We start from the raw sequence: 15,315 nt of genomic DNA on the forward strand, positions 1-15,315 counted from the left end.
ATCCATCGTCGACCCACCGGCGGACAGACGGTGTGACCGCGTGTCAGCGCCGGGTGCCGCCACGTCCGTCCGGCCGCCACGACGAGGTGGAGCCCGACCGTCGACCGCCCGGCGCGTTCGCGGTCACGCCACCGACGCCGCCCCAACGGGTGGACCCGCCGGTCGACCGCGATGTCGATGCCCGGTCCGCACCGTTCCCGCGTGTGCCGGAATACCCCGTACGGTAGTCCACCCGGACCCGGGAGGTACGTGGTGCCCGGCCGTCACCCGTCGACCGCCGCGCCGACGGTTCGGCCGACCCGCGCGCCGCACCACGCAGTCGCGGCCACTTCGACCTGTTGGCCGCGGGCGGGGCGGTACGTGCACGCTCCGGCCGGCGACGATCGAGGCGATCGCGCAGCGCGTCGGCCCGGGTCGGCCGGTAGGGCACCGGTGTCGGCAGCCGCAACCATCGTCCGAACCGGCTCGGTTCACCGCCGACCAGGGCGGCCACCGCCTCCGGTTCGTGACGTGCCGCGTTGGCCAGCAGCCCGAGCATCGCGAGGACGGTCAACGTCGAGGTCCCGCCCGCCGACAGGAGCGGCAACTGGATACCCGTCACCGGCAGCAGGCCGACGACGTACCCGATGTTGATGAATGCCTGCGCGGTGATCAGCACGGTCACCGTGGCGGTCATCAGGCGCAGGAATGGATCCACCGATCGCGCGGCGATCCGGAAGCCGATGAACGCGAGGATCGCGAAGAGCAGGACCACCAGAAGCCCGCCCACCAGGCCGAGTTCCTCACCGATGATCGCGAAGATGAAGTCGTTGTGGGCGTTGGGCAGATAGTTCCATTTGGCCCGGCTCTGTCCCAGCCCGACGCCGAAGACACCGCCGTTGGCAAGGGCGAACGTCGCCTGTCGCGCTTGATATCCCGCGCCCTGCGGATCGTCGATCGAGCCCAGGAAGCTCATCACCCGCTGGGACCGGTAGCCCTCGACCAGCGCGAGCAGGACGGCGAGTGCGACGCCGACCGCCGCGAAGGACAGGAACACCTTGACGGGTAGCCCGGCGAACCACAACAACGCACCCACGATGATCGCGATCGTGATCGTGGTCGACAGGTTCGGTTCGAGAACGATCAGCACACAGATCAGGAGTGCCACCGGCAGCAGCGGGATCAGCAACTCCTTCAGGGAGGCGTTCTCCCGGCGCCGCGAGGCGAGCAGGTGGGCGCCCCAGACGCACAACGCCACCTTGACCAGTTCCGACGGCTGCACCGACAGCCCACCGACCACGAACCAGCGGCGGGCGCCCTGACTCAGGGTGCCGATGCCCGGCACCAGCACCAGCGCCAGCAGGATCGTCGTCACCACGATCAGCGGGGCGGCCACGCGCCGCAGCAGCCGCACCGGCAGACGCAGCATCACGTAGAAGACGGCCAGGCCCAGCAACGCGAAGATGACCTGGGTTGCGAAGAGTCCGTAGGCCGAGCCTTCTTTGGAATAGCCCTCCACCGACGAGGCGGACAGCACCATCACCAGCCCGAATGCGGTCAGCAGGAACGCGATCGTGAGGATCAGGTGGTAGGAGGCCAGCGGCCGCGACAGCAGGTTGCCGATGCCCTCGGAGATCGCCGCAGGCCAGGACCCCTCGGACGAGGCCCGCCGGGAGCGATCTCGACCGCCGGTCGCCGACCGATCCGGCGACGCCTTCTCGGTCGGCGTGCTCACCGCGCCGTACCGCCGGGATGGCCGGCAGCCGGAACGGCTGCACCGGGTAGCGCCCGTGCGGCATCGGCGAAGGCGTCACCCCGCGCTCCGTAGCCGGGGAACATGTCCAACGAGGCGGCGGCGGGCGCCAGAAGCACCGTGTCCGGACCGTGGTCGTCGAGCCGCGCGAGATGCGCCGCCACCTCGACCGCGCGGGTCAGGACCGCCGTCGGGGACCCGCCGACCGCGCCGGGAGGCACTGCACCGGACGGGATCATCGTGGGGAAGTCCACGATGGTGGGGGCCTCGGGCGTCGCGGGGGCGTGCTGAACGGTCACCCGATCATCGTCCCCTGTGAATACTGTGACTGTTGGGACTTCTGGGGCGTGTCGCGAGATCGCCTCCACGATCAGCTGCCGATCCCGGCCGATCGCGACGACGGCGGCCAACCGGTCCCGGGTGTCGCGGATCATCGCGTCCACCGATGCGCCCTTCAGCAGCCCCCCGGCGATCAGCACGACCCGACGGTGACCGAGGATCGCGGCACACGCGGCATGCGGATTGGTGGCTTTCGAATCATCGACGTAGTCGATGTCCTCGACCCGCGCCACCACCTCCCCGCGGTGCGCGGCCGGGCGGAATGCACGCAGGCCGTCGCCGACCTGCTCCGGCGAGATCCCGGCGACGAGCGCAAGAGCCGCGGCGGCCAGGGCGTCGGCGACACCGGACGGCCCGGGTGGGTGGACGGCGGCAATGTCGACAAGGTCCCGCGGATGGGCGTCGGACCCGAACGCCCGGTCCACCAGCCAGCCGTCGGTCACCCCGAGTTCCCCGGCGGCGGGGGTGCCGAGGGTGAAGCCCACCCGGCGACCGACGACCGGAAGCCCGGAGGCGACAGCATCGTCGAGGCCGACCACCCCCACCCGGCCCTGCAGCGCGATGGCCTTGGCCTCGGCGTAGGCGTCGAACGACCCGTGCCAGTCGAGGTGGTCGTCGGCGACGTTGAGGACCACGCCCGCATCCGGCGCCACCGACGGTGCCCAGTAGAGCTGGAACGATGACAGCTCGGCGCACAGGACGTCGACCCGCGGTTCGGCCCGCATGGCGTCGAGCACCGGCAGGCCGATGTTGCCGCATGCCGCGCCGGCGAGTCCCCCACCGGCGACGATGTCGGCGAGCATGGAGGTCGTCGTCGTCTTTCCGTTGGTGCCGGTGACCACCAGCCAGGTGCGCGGCGGGCCGAGCAGCCCGGCCCGATCGATCCGCCAGGCCAGTTCCACCTCCCCCCAGACGGGGATCCCGCTGTCGCTCACCAGTTGCATCAGCGGATGCGAGGGGGCGAATCCGGGCGACACGATCACCAGCGAGTACCCGTCGAGGGCGGCCGGTTCGCGCGACGCGGTGCCGTCGAGCAATTGCGAGGTCGCGATCTGCGCGATCCCGAGGGCGGTGAGTTCGTCGTCGTCATACCCGGCGCCGAACCGGGCATCGGTGACGGTGACCTCTGCGCCGACGTGCGCGAGGTAGCGCGCAGCGGAGCGTCCGGCGGTGCCCGCGCCGGCCACCAGCACGGACGCGCCGGCGAGCGCGGTGACGTCCACGGCGGTGTCCTCAGCCACTGACGGCCAGGAACTCGCTGTAGAACAGGGACAGGCCGAGGGCGCACGCGATGGCGGTGAGCAGCCAGAACCGGATGATCACCGTGGTCTCCGCCCACCCGCCGAGTTCGAAGTGGTGATGGAACGGCGCCATTCGGAAGACGCGGCGACCAGTGGTGCGGAAGAACGCGATCTGGATGACCACCGAGATGATCTCCGCGACGAACAGGGCGCCGATGACGACCGCGATGAGTTCGGTCCGGGTCGTGATCGACAGACCGGCCAGCATTCCGCCGAGTGCGAGCGAACCGGTGTCGCCCATGAAGATCTTGGCCGGCGCGGCATTCCACCACAGGAATCCGAGGCATGCGCCACCGCCCGCCACCGCGATGAGCGCGAGATCGAGCGGATCCCGGACCACATAACAACCGGGGGTGATCTCCTCGGTCGACTTGGGGCCGCCGGTGCAGGCGTTGCGGTACTGCCAGAAGGTCACCAACACGTATGAGCCGAGCACCATCGCCATCGAGCCGGCGGCGAGGCCGTCGAGACCGTCGGTGAAGTTGACCGCGTTCGACCATGCGGCGACGACGAGCCAGCAGAAGATGACGAACACCGGCGCCCACATCGAGATCGCGTCGATGTCACGGACATACGACAGGTGGGTGCTCCCGGGCGTGTATCCGGCGTCGTTGCGGAACTGCAGCACCAGCACGCCGAAGAGGATCGCCGCGCCGAACTGTCCGATGGATTTGGCCGTCTTGTTGAGTCCGAGGTTGCGATGCTTGCGGATCTTGATGATGTCGTCGAGGAAGCCGACACCGCCCAGCGCGGTCGCGAGCCCGAGGACGAGCAGGCCGGACGCGGTCATCCCGGTGCCGCCGGTGAACATGCCGAACAGGTGTGAGCCGAGATAGCCCGCCCACAGCGCCGCGAGGATGGCGACGCCACCCATCGACGGTGTACCGCGTTTGGTCTGGTGACTCTGTGGCCCCTCGACCCGGATCTCCTGGCCGAACCCCTGGCGGGTGAACAGCCGGATCAACAATGGGGTCAACAGGATCGACACCGCGAGCGCGATGCCGCCCGCCATCAGGATCTGTGTCACCGACCCGCCTTCATCCGCGCCGAGCCCGGCAGTGTGCCCGTCTGCGGTATGCCCGTCAGCCGGGTGCCCGTCTGCAGTGTGCGTCTGTGCCCTGCCACGCTCGTCGCTGCCTCTCGTTCGTCATTGTCGCCGGTGTACGTCCGCCACGGGCTCACGCGGGATTCTCCTGCCGCCAGATCCCGGCCAGCTCGGCGACTCCCGCATCCGAGCCCGCCACCAGGATCACGTCGCCCGGCCCCGGACGCCATGCGACGTCGCTCGTCAGGAGCTCACGCGCCTCGGCGGCCGTGCCGACCTGGCGCACCTCGTCTCCCCACGAGCCTTCCATGACAGCGCCCTGATGCAACGCGCGCACCGAGCGGGAATCGCCGACGCACAGAGTCTTGTCGACGGCCAACCGTACTGCCTGACGGCCGACTCGATCATGTTCGACCACACCGTCGTTCTCCGAGATGTCGGCGGCGACGGTCAACTGCCCGAGGATCGCCCAGGTGCGCACATCGGGGTCTGCGGCGCGGGTGGCCGCCGCGGTCGCGACCAGTTCGCGCAGCAACGTCTTGGCGGCGTCGACATCGGCCGGTACCGGCGCCACCAGCACCGTGGCCGTCATCGTCGCTCCCGTTCGCGTGGGGTCTGCGCGGTCAGGTCGTCGAGCGCCTCGGCGGCGACCTCGCGATCGTCGAACGGGTGCTTGACGCCGTGGATCTCCTGCCCGGTCTCATGGCCTTTGCCGGCGACCAGCACCGTGTCGCCGGGCTGCGCCCAGCGGGTCGCTGCTGCGATCGCCTCTGCCCGATCACCGATCTCGCGGACCTCGCCCGCCTCGGTGGGGTCGACCGCTCGCGCTCCGGCCAGCACCTCCGACCGGATCGCCGCCGGCTCCTCGGTACGCGGGTTGTCGTCGGTGATGATCGCGAGATCGGCTCCACGCGCGGCGATCTCGCCCATCATCGGACGCTTTCCGGTGTCCCGGTCGCCGCCCGCGCCGACGACCACCGCGATCCGGCCGCGGGTCTGCGCGCGCAGCGTCGCGATGACCGCGTCCAGCGCGGCGGGCTTGTGGGCGTAGTCGACGACGACGAGGAACTCCTGCCCCCGGTCGATCCGCTCGAGACGGCCGGGCACCGAGATCCCGGCGATCGCCTCGATCGCGACACCGGCGGGCACACCCGCGCCCACCGCGATCGCCAGCGCCATCGACGCGTTGGCGATGTTGTAGCGGCCGGGCAGCGGAACGGTCAGGTCGTGCTGCGTGCCACCGGGTGCGGTCACCTCGGCGTGCTGCACCCCGTCGGCGTCCACCGTCGACGGGCCGGCATGCCACTGCGCGGGTACGGCTCCGGTGGACACCGTGACCAGGGCGGCGTGACGGTCAGCCGATCGACGATCGCCCCGCGCGACCTCCACCATGCGCCGGCCCCATTCGTCGTCGACGCAGATCACCGAGCGGACCGCGCTCGTCGACGCCGCCGGCGCGAACAGTTGCGCCTTGGCCTCGAAGTAGGCACGCATCGTGCGATGGAAGTCCAGATGATCCTGCGACAGGTTGGTGAACGCGCCGATCGCGAAGTGCGCACCGTCGACGCGACCGAGCGCAAGGGCATGACTGGACACCTCCATCACGACTGCGTCGACGCCCTTCTCGAGCATCATCGCCAGCAGCGCCTGCAGGGTGGGCGCCTCGGGTGTGGTGAGCGTGCTCGGCTGGGCAACCCCGTCGATCCGGGTCTGCACGGTGCCGATGAGTCCGACGGAATGTCCGGCGGCGAGCAGGGCGGCCTCGACCATGTAGGCCGTGGTGGTCTTTCCCGAGGTGCCGGTGATCCCGATCAGCTTCATCCGCCGCGACGGGTGACCGTAGATCCGGGCGCTGACCTGGCCCAGGACGTCGCGTGGCTTCGGGTGCACGAGGACCGCGACCGCCGCGTCGGAGGGCAGGACCCGCGACAACTCCGCCCGGCCGGCCGGATCGGTCAGAATCGCGGTCGCCCCGGCCGCCACGGCCTGATCGGCGTATTGGGCGCCGTGGGTGCGGTCGCCGGGCAACGCGGCGAACAGGTCGCCGGGCATCACGTCCTGGCCGCGCAGGGTCGCGCCGGTGACCTCCACGTCGGCCGCCACGGAGCCGACCAGGTCCACGCGGGCCCCGGTGGACGCCGACAACACCGACACCGGGGTCGGGGTCACACTGGTCGGCCGAAGCATCACCGCGGCGACCTTCGAGCGCTTACGGCGAGTCGACGCCATCTGGTTGCTCCCGCCTCCTTGCTGCTCAACTCGGTCGGCCCGGGCCGGGCCGTCGGAGAACTCACTCACGATACCGTCAGCCGACCGACCGTCGCGTACCGGCGAGACCCCGTCGTCGCGTGAGTGTCGGTGACCCGGGTGACGCCCGCGGTCAGCGCGCCTCGAGGGTCAGCCGCGGTTGCGGTTTGGCCGACAGCGGCACCCGGTCACGCTGCATGAGCCAGGAGGCGATGGTCCCGAACAGCGGCGCCGCCGACTGTCCGCCCGAACCGTCCGAGCTCCGCCGCGGGTTGTCGAGCATGATCCCGATCACATAGCGCGGATCGTCGGCCGGCGCGATTCCGGCGAAGGTGATGTTGTAGCGGGAGTTCGAATAGCACCCGCATTCCGGGTCGACCTGCTGGGCGGTTCCGGTCTTGCCCGACATCTGGTAGCCGGCGACCGCGCCGGAGGAGCCGGTCCCCTGCTGCACGCCCATCGGATCGTCCTGCAGCACCGCACGGAACATGTTGCGAACCGTCGTCGCGGTCTCCGGGCTGACCACCCGCACGCCGGCGGGCCTGGCCAGCTCATCGGCCGCCTGCCCGTCGCGCTGCTCCGACAGCATGATGCGGGGCGGGACGCGTACACCGTCGTTGGCGATCGCCTGGTACATCCCGGTCATCTGGAGCAGCGACATCGACAGACCCTGCCCGATCGGGAGGTTCGCGAACGATCCACCCGACCATTGGCTCAGCGCGGGCACCTCGCCGGCGCTCTCGGCGGGGAGGCCGACGCCCGTGCGCTGGCCGAGCCCGAATCGATCGACCATATCCGCGAAGCGTTCCTCGCCCACCTTCCGGGCGAGCATGAGTGTTCCGACGTTCGACGACTTCCCGAAGATGCCGGTCGTCGTGTAGGGCTCGACGCCGTGCGCCCACGCGTCTTTCACGGTGACACCGGCCATCTGGATGCTGCCCGGAACCCGATGGACCTCGGTCGGACTGGTCACCCCGTACTCGATGGCGGCGGCGGCGGTGATGATCTTGTTGACCGAGCCGGGCTCGAACGGCGAGGTCACCGATCGGTTGCCGAGGTCTGCGTCCTTCTGCTCCTCGAGGGGCTGGGACGCGTTGAACGTGTTGTCGTTGGCCATGGCGACGACCTCGCCGGTGTGCGCGTCGAGCACCACCGCCGACGCGTTGCGGGCACCCGAGGCCGCCTTGGCGGCCGACACCTGACTCTGCACGAACCACTGCACGTCGGAGTCGATGGTCAGTCGTACCGCGGCCCCGTTGATCGCCGGATGGACGTTGCGGGTGCTGCCGGGGATGACCGCGCCGTCGGAGCCGCGGTCATAGGTCTTGGAGCCGTCGGTGCCCGCGAGCGTCGAATCCAGCGATGCCTCGAGGCCGATCAGTCCGTTGCCGTCGTAGTTGACGTCCCCGATGATGTTCGCGCCCAGGGAACCCCCCGGGTACAGCCGGATGGCCTGCGGGTCGGCGCCCACCTCCGGGAACTCCTCGGTGATCTTGCCGGCGACCTCGGGGCTGACCGAGCGCGCCAGATAGACGAAGGTGTCGTCGCTGCGCAGCTTGTCGAGCAGATCCTGCTCCTCGATCGATCCGCCGAGCGCCGACGACACGCCTCGCGCGATCTCGCCCAACCGTTCGTCGACCCCGGGCAGCGCGTCGTCCTTCCGATGCGCCTCCTCGATCGATGTGCGAACCGCCTTCGGCAGGAACGTCAGGGCCCGCGCCTCGTCGGTGTAGGCCAACGGGCGGCCGTTGCGATCGAGGATCGCACCCCGCTTGGCGGTCATGATCTCGGTGTACTCACGCTGCTGTGCGGCCTCGGCGGAGATCGACGACGCCTCGATCGTGTGGACGACGACCATGCGGACCGCTACCGCCACGACGGCCAGGATCACGATGATGCCGGCGATCCGGCTCCGCCCCAGGAACGAGTCGGGCCGTCGGGGACCGCGACCCGACGATGCCGAGTTGCGGCCACTCCGACCGCCTCGCCCGCCACCGGATCCACTCGCGTCGAAGCGTTGGAAGACGGCACGTGTCATGGTTGCCAATTGTCCGCTCCGTTACCGCGACTCCGCCGAATTTGAGCTCGGCGCGTTGCCGTTCGGCGGCAGGACATTCGGCGCGGGAGCAACCGTCGGCGACGTCGGCCGGGTCGCCCCGGGGGCCGGATCCGCCTGCCCCCCGTTCGCCGGCGCCTGGCCGGCTGCGGCCTCGGGCGTCTGCGCATCGTCCGGTTCGGTGGTGTCGGCCGTCTCGTTGGAATCGTCCGCCCCGCCGGATTCGTCGGAATCGGTTGCGGTGCCGGGCAACCCCTGGGAGTCGTCGACCTCTTTCGGGTCGATGGTCTCGACCGGATCCGGCTCCGTCGGCGGGTTGATCGATCGCAGGGCCCTCCCCTGTGCGGGTTCCGGTTCGCCGATGATCCTCGGCTTGCCCGGCCCGTCCACGACCATCCGCGCGGGGTTCTGCGCCGGGATCATGCCGAGCTGAGAAGCCTTGTCCGACAATTCGGGTGCGGAGTTGCCGGACTCGTAGGTCCGCTTGAGCGAGTCGCGGCGATCCACGAGGGCCTGGTTCTCCTGCCGTTCCACGCCGAGCTTGTAGGAATCGGCAGCGGCTTTGGTGGAGAGCCACAGACTGAGCCCGAGACCCACCACGAGCAATGCGATGACCGGGACCACGAACGGGACGCCGGTGATGCGGGCACGAAGCGGGACGGACGAACGCGGACGGGTCGCCGATCGCGCCTCGGCGCGTTCGGTCACCCGGGCCTCCCGCTCGCGGCGCTTCTCGCGCCGCGCGATGGCCCGTTGCGCCGCACGAGATCTCGTGGTCCGCGCCTTGGCTCCGTCGGTCAGACGCTCGCGTCCACTCGTGTCCGGTTGTTCGTCGTCGACGGCGATGTCGTGCGTGAGGGTCATGCGCGGTCCTTTTCCTCGACACGTTCGATCACACGGACCCGAACCGGGGCCGAGCGCGGGTTGCGGGCACGTTCGTCGTCGTCGGCGCGCTCCGCGCCCCGGGTGACGAGCCGGAAGTCCGGTGCGGACCCGGGCAACTCCACCGGCAGGCCCTTCGGCGACGTCGAGGTCGTCCGGGCGACGAACTCCCGCTTGACGATCCGGTCCTCGAGTGATTGATAGCTCATGACGGCGACGCGTCCACCGACCCGCAGTACCGACAGCGCCGCGGGCAGGGCACGCGTCAGCGCGTCCAGTTCGTGATTCACCTCGATCCGCAGCGCCTGGAACGTCCGCTTGGCGGGGTGTCCACCGGTGCGGCGGGTGGCTGCCGGGATCGTCGCGTAGAGCAGTTCGACGAGGCGCGCGCTGGTGCGGAACGGCTCGCGCTCACGTTCGCGAACGATCGCCGATGCGATCCGGCCGGCGAAACGCTCTTCGCCGTATGCCGAGAGGATGCGTGCCAGGTCGCCGTGCGAGTAGGTGTTGAGAATGTCTGCGGCCGTTGTGGTGTCGCCCGCGTTCATCCGCATGTCGAGGGGTGCGTCGACGGCGTAGGCGAATCCGCGGTCTTCTCGGTCGAGCTGCATGGACGACACGCCGAGGTCGAACAGCGCACCGTCGATCAGGTCGATGCCGAGATCGTCGAGGACCGCCGGGATCTCGTCGAATCGTGCCTGCCGCAGAATCAACCGATCACCGTGTCCGGCGAGCCGCTTGCCGGCGATGTCGAGTGCGGAACCATCCCGGTCGATCCCGATGACCCGGACGCGGGGGTTGGCGGCCAGCATCAGTTCGGTGTGACCTCCGGCCCCCAGGGTCGCGTCGACGACGATCGGGTCGGCACCGCCGAGGGCAGGTGTGAGGAGTTCGATCATCCGGTCGGCCAGAACGGGGAGGTGGCCGTGTTCGCCGGAGCGGTCGGCCCGGCCGCCGTGGCCCTTCGGCTCGTCCTCGCGTGCGTCCACCGACCCTCTCCTCGGACTGTGTGGTTCGACGTGAATACAGGTGAAACCGGCACGCCTCGGTTCGAGACCGAGCGCGCCGGCATGTCCGATGGGGCGGGGTCTCGACCCGATCACGCACCTGGCGTTGGGGAAGTACGCCAGGGTCGCGCCGGGCCGAGGCCTCGACCCACCCGATTCGCTGTTCACTTGTCCGACTGCCCCATCGAGCTTGCTCAGAGCAAGGTGTCCAATGCGGCAGAGCCTGCGGCCGAGAAGTCCTCCTCGTGGGCGCTCTGGTAGTCGCGCCATGCCTGGGCGTCCCAGATCTCGAGGTGGTCGAACCCACCGATCACCACACAGTCCTTCGACAGGCCCGCGTAGGTCCGATGCTCGGATGACAGGGTGATCCGGCCCTGCCCGTCGGGTCGCTGCTCATCGGTACTCGCGAAGAAGTACCGCTGGAACGCCCGCGCCTCGGGGTTGTTGCGCGACGCCGCCATCGTCTGCTCAGCGATCGCGTCGAACTCCTCGGCCCGATACACCGACAGGCTGCGGTCCTGGCCTCGTGTGACCATCACCCCTCCTGCCAATGCATCGCGAAACTTGGCGGGCAACGTCAGTCGCCCTTTGTCGTCGAGCCTGGGCGTGTAGGTGCCGACAAATCGCACGGACATGTCGCCACCTCCTGCCCCACCGGGTTCGACGTCCGGTCCGTCTCACCCAGTGCTGCCACAGTACCCCACTTTCCACCACTTTCCACCCCCAACACACCACTCTCGCCCCACACTATCGAGAATTACCAGTTCAGTGGCATGTTTCACCCAGTCGTCGCAGTGACGCGCCCGGCGTGTGGCCCGGTCAGCCGGTGGGATCAATGGGGCCAGATGATGTCAACGATGCTGGTGATACGGCTGTCTGACTGTCACGAGAGCACGGTGGGGCGAAGTGGGGAGCCCGGGTGGGGCGCTGTGGGGGAACCGGGTGGGGCGGCGTGGGGAGTCCGGCGCGGACCACGGTGGGGTCGCTAGGCGGGCCCGGGAACGACGAAGGCCGCACACCGATGAGGTGTGCGGCCTGACGCCGAGATGCGTACCGACAGGTCGAGCGGGGCTACTCCTGCTCGAACCGACGGTTGAAGCGATCTTCCATGCGTTCAGAGAACTTGCGTTTCGGCCCGCCGGCCTTCGCCTGCTTGGTTGCCGTCGTTCCGGACCCTTGGTCGCCACCCGAGGATCGACCGTCGCCGCCCCAGAGTGCCATCAGGCCCGCCCCGAACATGATCAGGAAGCCGATGAGGCTGATGATCGGGAACCCACCGACACGAACTTCGACGACGAGTCCGCCCACGAGCAGAACCAGGCCGATGACGAAGATCGCCACCGCCTGCAGACGACGCCGACCACTGGACGACCTTCCGAGGCGGCGACGCTTGACGCTCGACGCGAACTTCGGGTCTTCGGCATACAGAGCGCTTTCAATCTGTTCGAGCATGCGCTGCTCGTGCTCCGAGAGAGGCACCGACCCTCCTTATCCCAACTCCAACCGACCCCGCCCGCGATCCGTCCTGGTACCGCGGTCGTCGTCGACGCCCATAGAGCCGCTTGTACGGCTTCAAACCTCATGATACGAGCAGAATCTTCCGGCGACCACCATTACCTCTGGTTGCGTCGGATCCACAGGTTCACGCAGACCGATCCGGGGCGATGTCCGGGTCGACCGACTTGCCCTGTTCGTAGGCGATCAGGAGCTCTTCGACATCGTCGAGCAGGCCGATCACCCGCGAACGGGTCTGCGCGACGACTCGGTCGTCGACCGCGCGCACCAGGCCGGACTCGATGTCGAGGCGGAGGTGGGACCGGGCCGCGAAGAAGTCGGCGTGCTCCGCGAGAGCCGGGATCACGACGGGCAGGCGGTTCCATGCGCTGCGCGAATGCCTCCGCCGAGCGGGCCGCGTCGAGGGCTCGTGGATCTCCAGGACCGCGCCCGCGGCCCGGAGCGCCGTGAGGTAGAACTGGCGAAACCGTTCGGCGGAATCCGTGACACCATCGGCGTTGTCGAACAGGACATGGGCGCGGTCGAGCAGGTCGCGGCTGCGTCGGACGACGATCGGGTCGACATCCGCCGTCGACCGGGGCGAACGGATCGAGCTCGGCATCGTCACCTCCCTGGTTCGTCACCGGTTTGCCTACTACTGCCTTGTTACAACGCCGGCCCGACAGCAAACGCTTCCCTCGTTCGCCGCCGGAGCCGACGCCTCGTGTCGTCGGGCGATCAGAACAGCTTGCGGAGGCTGATTCATCGAACACCCGTTCGACATATTCAATATAGCTAGCGGGTAGGACACGTTCAAGACGGCCGCCGACCCGGATGCCGAGAGTTCGACGAGAGGACAGACGTTCGTTGACGATCCGCCTCGTTGACCTGACCGGCCAGGATGCCCACGTGTGGCTCGACCCGGCGCTGGACATCTATGTGACCGCGATGAACTATCCGCGCGGGACGGAGGTTCATCGCGCGGCCCTCTGGCGCGACCACATCACCCGTCCCGGCTGGCGCGCCGTGGGTGCCGTCGCGACCACGGCCCCCACCGGGATCCGGTCGTCCGATGTCGCGCGGCGCCGTCTCGGACGGCCCGTCGCCGACCCACACGACGAAATACTCGTCGGCATCGCCTACGGGTACCGCGGCGCTCCGGACCAGTGGTGGAACCAGCAGCTGCGCGTCGGATTGCGCCATGCCGGCCACAGCGCCGACGTCGTCGACGAGATCACCCGCGACTACTTCGAGCTCACCGAGATCCACGTCCATCCCACCGCGCAGGGTCAGGGCATCGGCCAGTGGCTGCTCGGTCGTCTCCTCGAGAACCGGCCGGAGAGCACGGTGTTGCTGTCCACACCGGAGATCCCCGCGGAGGACAACCGGGCCTGGTCCCTGTATCGGCGCCTGGGATTCACCGACGTGCTCCGCAACTTCACCTTCACCGGCGATCCGCGCCCGTTCGCCTTCCTCGGCAGGCCGCTGCCCCTGACCCCGAGCCACCTGCCCGACCACGCCCGCCGTCCCCGATGACCGGCCTGCGCCGCCTTCGACGGACGCCCACATCGTCGGGCGGTCATCCCATGCTCGACGCCGTCGTGGTCGGCGCCGGTCACAACGGGTTGGTGGCGGCGGCGTACCTCGCGCAGGCAGGCAGATCGGTGCTCGTCCTCGAACGGGACGCGATTCCCGGCGGCGCGGTCTCGACGGTCGAGCGGTTCCCCGGTTATCGGGTCGATCGCGGCTCCTCGGCGCATCTGATGATCCGGCACTCTCCGATCCCGGACGAACTGGACCTGGCCGGCCACGGTCTGCGCTATGTCGACTGCGATCCGTGGGCGTTCGCACCCGGCACCGCATCGTCATCGCCCATCATCTTCCGAACCGACCTCGACGCGACGTGCGCGTCGATAGCGCAGTCGGTCGGCACCGCCGATGCCGAGGCGTACCGACGGTTCGTCGAGGTCTGGCGGCCGCGGGCGCGGGCGGTGATGCGGTCGTTCTATTCCGCCGCCGGACCGGGACGATTCGCGACCGCGTTCGCCGGACTGGGGGCCACGGCCACCACCGCCCGGTCCGGGCCGGTCGGGCGGCGCACCGGCAGCATGCTCTCCCTCACCCAGGAACTGATGTCCTCTGGTGACGCCCTGCTGGACCGGTGGTTCACCGCCGAGCCGCTCAAGGCCGCACTGGCCTGGTTCGGTGCGCAGTCCGGGCCGCCCATGAACGCACCCGGGACCGCACCGATGATCGGTTTCGCCGCGCTCCAGCACGACATCCCGCCCGGCCGGGCCATCGGCGGTAGCGGCGCCCTCACCGAGGCCCTGCTGCGCCGGATCGCCACGGACGGCGGCGAGGTGGCCACCGGCCGGCCCGCCGCGGCGATTTCGCGCTGCCGCGACCACTGGCGGGTCGACACCGCGGACGGGGACGGCCGCTGCGCCAGAACGGTTGTCGCCGCCTGTCACGTGCTGAGCACGCTGGACCTGCTCGCCGCCGGCGGATACGACCGCGAGGTCGTCGATCGATGGCGATCACAGATCGTCGTCGGGGACGGGATCGGGATGGCCGTCCGCCTGGGCACCGATGCACTCCCCGACTACCCCGACCTGCCCACGGACCTCCCGCCCCACGGGGTGGGATCGGCGCTGGGGCTGCTCGTCACCGACCGCGCGCATCTGCGACGGGCGCAGGTCGCGGCGGGCGTCGGGGCCCTGCCCGAGCGTCCCGCGGTGGTCGCCATGGCGTATTCGGCCGTCGACCCGACCATCGCCCCTCCGGGTCAGCACCTGATCAACCTGTGGGCGCAGTGGCATCCCCGGCATCTCGCCGACGGCACGCCATGGCAGCAGGCCGCGCCGCAGGCCGCCGCAGCCGTGGTCGCCGAACTCGACCGCCACGCCCCCGGGATCGGCGACCACATCCGACACACCCACATCCAGTCCCCGGAGGACCTCGAGCAGGAACTCGGCCTCATCGGCGGCAACATCATGCACGTCGAGATGAGCATCGACCAGATGTTCTTCTGGCGTCCGCATCCCGATCTGTCCGGGCACCGGGTCCCCGGCGCCGACCGCGTGTTCCTGGCCGGGGCGTCGACACACCCGGGCGGAGGGGTGACCGGCGCCAGCGGGCGTATCGCCGCGCACCTGGCCCTGCACCGCCGTTGATCCGAGCCGACGCTGATCGGCGAACCACCGCGACGACGT

Annotated in this window: 13 protein-coding genes; 2 read left to right on the top strand and 11 right to left on the bottom strand. The window is 69.6% G+C overall.

Features of this window, described 5'->3' with window-relative positions; genetic code table 11:
- Positions 1-43: 43 nt before the first annotated feature.
- The 11 genes from ftsW to V1Y59_RS08865 all read right to left on the bottom strand — a co-directional run bounded on the left by ftsW (position 44) and on the right by V1Y59_RS08865 (position 12,725).
- Entirely contained in the window at positions 44-1,714 is a 1,671-nt protein-coding gene (gene ftsW, locus V1Y59_RS08815; protein WP_431309134.1) for a putative lipid II flippase FtsW, read from the bottom strand.
- The gene (gene murD / locus V1Y59_RS08820; RefSeq protein WP_330504454.1) at positions 1,711-3,294 is read right to left on the bottom strand and encodes a UDP-N-acetylmuramoyl-L-alanine--D-glutamate ligase; all 1,584 of its coding nucleotides are present in this window, start codon (positions 3,292-3,294) and stop codon (positions 1,711-1,713) included. The genes ftsW and murD overlap by 4 nt, the downstream gene beginning before the upstream one ends.
- A gap of 10 nt (positions 3,295-3,304) precedes the next feature.
- The gene (gene mraY / locus V1Y59_RS08825) at positions 3,305-4,399 is read right to left on the bottom strand and encodes a phospho-N-acetylmuramoyl-pentapeptide-transferase (RefSeq protein WP_330434665.1); all 1,095 of its coding nucleotides are present in this window, start codon (positions 4,397-4,399) and stop codon (positions 3,305-3,307) included.
- Positions 4,400-4,550: 151 nt separating this feature from the next.
- Complete coding sequence (locus tag V1Y59_RS08830) at positions 4,551-5,009, bottom strand: UDP-N-acetylmuramoyl-tripeptide--D-alanyl-D-alanine ligase (protein ID WP_330504455.1); 459 nt, start codon at positions 5,007-5,009, stop codon at positions 4,551-4,553.
- On the bottom strand, positions 5,006-6,646 hold the full coding sequence (locus tag V1Y59_RS08835) for a UDP-N-acetylmuramoyl-L-alanyl-D-glutamate--2,6-diaminopimelate ligase (protein ID WP_330504456.1): 1,641 nt from the start codon (positions 6,644-6,646) through the stop codon (positions 5,006-5,008). Before V1Y59_RS08835 ends, V1Y59_RS08830 begins: the two co-directional genes overlap by 4 nt.
- A 151-nt stretch (positions 6,647-6,797) precedes the next feature.
- Positions 6,798-8,702, bottom strand: a complete 1,905-nt coding sequence (locus V1Y59_RS08840) for a peptidoglycan D,D-transpeptidase FtsI family protein (RefSeq protein ID WP_330504457.1) — start codon at positions 8,700-8,702, stop codon at positions 6,798-6,800.
- Between the two features lie 21 nt (positions 8,703-8,723).
- Entirely contained in the window at positions 8,724-9,584 is an 861-nt protein-coding gene (ftsL, locus tag V1Y59_RS08845) for a cell division protein FtsL (RefSeq protein ID WP_330504458.1), read from the bottom strand.
- Positions 9,581-10,501: a 16S rRNA (cytosine(1402)-N(4))-methyltransferase RsmH gene (gene rsmH / locus V1Y59_RS08850; protein ID WP_431309139.1), complete on the bottom strand. Its 921-nt coding sequence runs from the start codon at positions 10,499-10,501 to the stop codon at positions 9,581-9,583. The genes ftsL and rsmH overlap by 4 nt, the downstream gene beginning before the upstream one ends.
- Before the next feature lie 302 nt (positions 10,502-10,803).
- On the bottom strand, positions 10,804-11,244 hold the full coding sequence (gene mraZ, locus V1Y59_RS08855) for a division/cell wall cluster transcriptional repressor MraZ (RefSeq protein WP_330504460.1): 441 nt from the start codon (positions 11,242-11,244) through the stop codon (positions 10,804-10,806).
- A gap of 436 nt (positions 11,245-11,680) precedes the next feature.
- Positions 11,681-12,088, bottom strand: coding sequence for an SCO2097 family morphological protein (locus tag V1Y59_RS08860; protein ID WP_330504461.1), 408 nt, complete (start codon positions 12,086-12,088; stop codon positions 11,681-11,683).
- A 163-nt stretch (positions 12,089-12,251) separates the two neighbouring features.
- Positions 12,252-12,725 carry an SAV_6107 family HEPN domain-containing protein gene (locus V1Y59_RS08865; protein ID WP_330504462.1) on the bottom strand — a complete coding sequence of 158 codons (474 nt, stop codon included), beginning with the start codon at positions 12,723-12,725 and terminating at the stop codon, positions 12,252-12,254.
- Positions 12,726-12,970: 245 nt separating this feature from the next.
- Between V1Y59_RS08865 and V1Y59_RS08870 the strand changes: the two genes are divergently transcribed.
- A complete protein-coding gene (locus V1Y59_RS08870) occupies positions 12,971-13,639 on the top strand; it encodes a GNAT family N-acetyltransferase (protein WP_330504463.1) in 669 nt (222 codons plus the stop codon).
- A 50-nt stretch (positions 13,640-13,689) separates the two neighbouring features.
- Positions 13,690-15,276 carry a phytoene desaturase family protein gene (locus V1Y59_RS08875; protein ID WP_330504464.1) on the top strand — a complete coding sequence of 529 codons (1,587 nt, stop codon included), beginning with the start codon at positions 13,690-13,692 and terminating at the stop codon, positions 15,274-15,276.
- The last annotated feature ends 39 nt before the right edge of the window (positions 15,277-15,315 follow it).

Source organism: Gordonia prachuapensis (assembly GCF_036350515.1).
GTDB lineage: Bacteria > Actinomycetota > Actinomycetes > Mycobacteriales > Mycobacteriaceae > Gordonia > Gordonia prachuapensis.

Excerpts from the sequence above, each read along its gene's own strand:
- rsmH (WP_431309139.1), bottom strand. The coding sequence starts at position 10,501 with ATGATCGAACTCCTCACACCTGCCCTCGGCGGTGCCGACCCGATCGTC.
- V1Y59_RS08875 (WP_330504464.1), top strand. The coding sequence starts at position 13,690 with ATGCTCGACGCCGTCGTGGTCGGCGCCGGTCACAACGGGTTGGTGGCG.
- V1Y59_RS08865 (WP_330504462.1), bottom strand. The coding sequence starts at position 12,725 with ATGCCGAGCTCGATCCGTTCGCCCCGGTCGACGGCGGATGTCGACCCG.
- V1Y59_RS08840 (WP_330504457.1), bottom strand. The coding sequence starts at position 8,702 with ATGACACGTGCCGTCTTCCAACGCTTCGACGCGAGTGGATCCGGTGGC.
- ftsL (WP_330504458.1), bottom strand. The coding sequence starts at position 9,584 with ATGACCCTCACGCACGACATCGCCGTCGACGACGAACAACCGGACACG.
- V1Y59_RS08835 (WP_330504456.1), bottom strand. The coding sequence starts at position 6,646 with ATGGCGTCGACTCGCCGTAAGCGCTCGAAGGTCGCCGCGGTGATGCTT.
- mraZ (WP_330504460.1), bottom strand. The coding sequence starts at position 11,244 with ATGTCCGTGCGATTTGTCGGCACCTACACGCCCAGGCTCGACGACAAA.
- V1Y59_RS08830 (WP_330504455.1), bottom strand. The coding sequence starts at position 5,009 with ATGACGGCCACGGTGCTGGTGGCGCCGGTACCGGCCGATGTCGACGCC.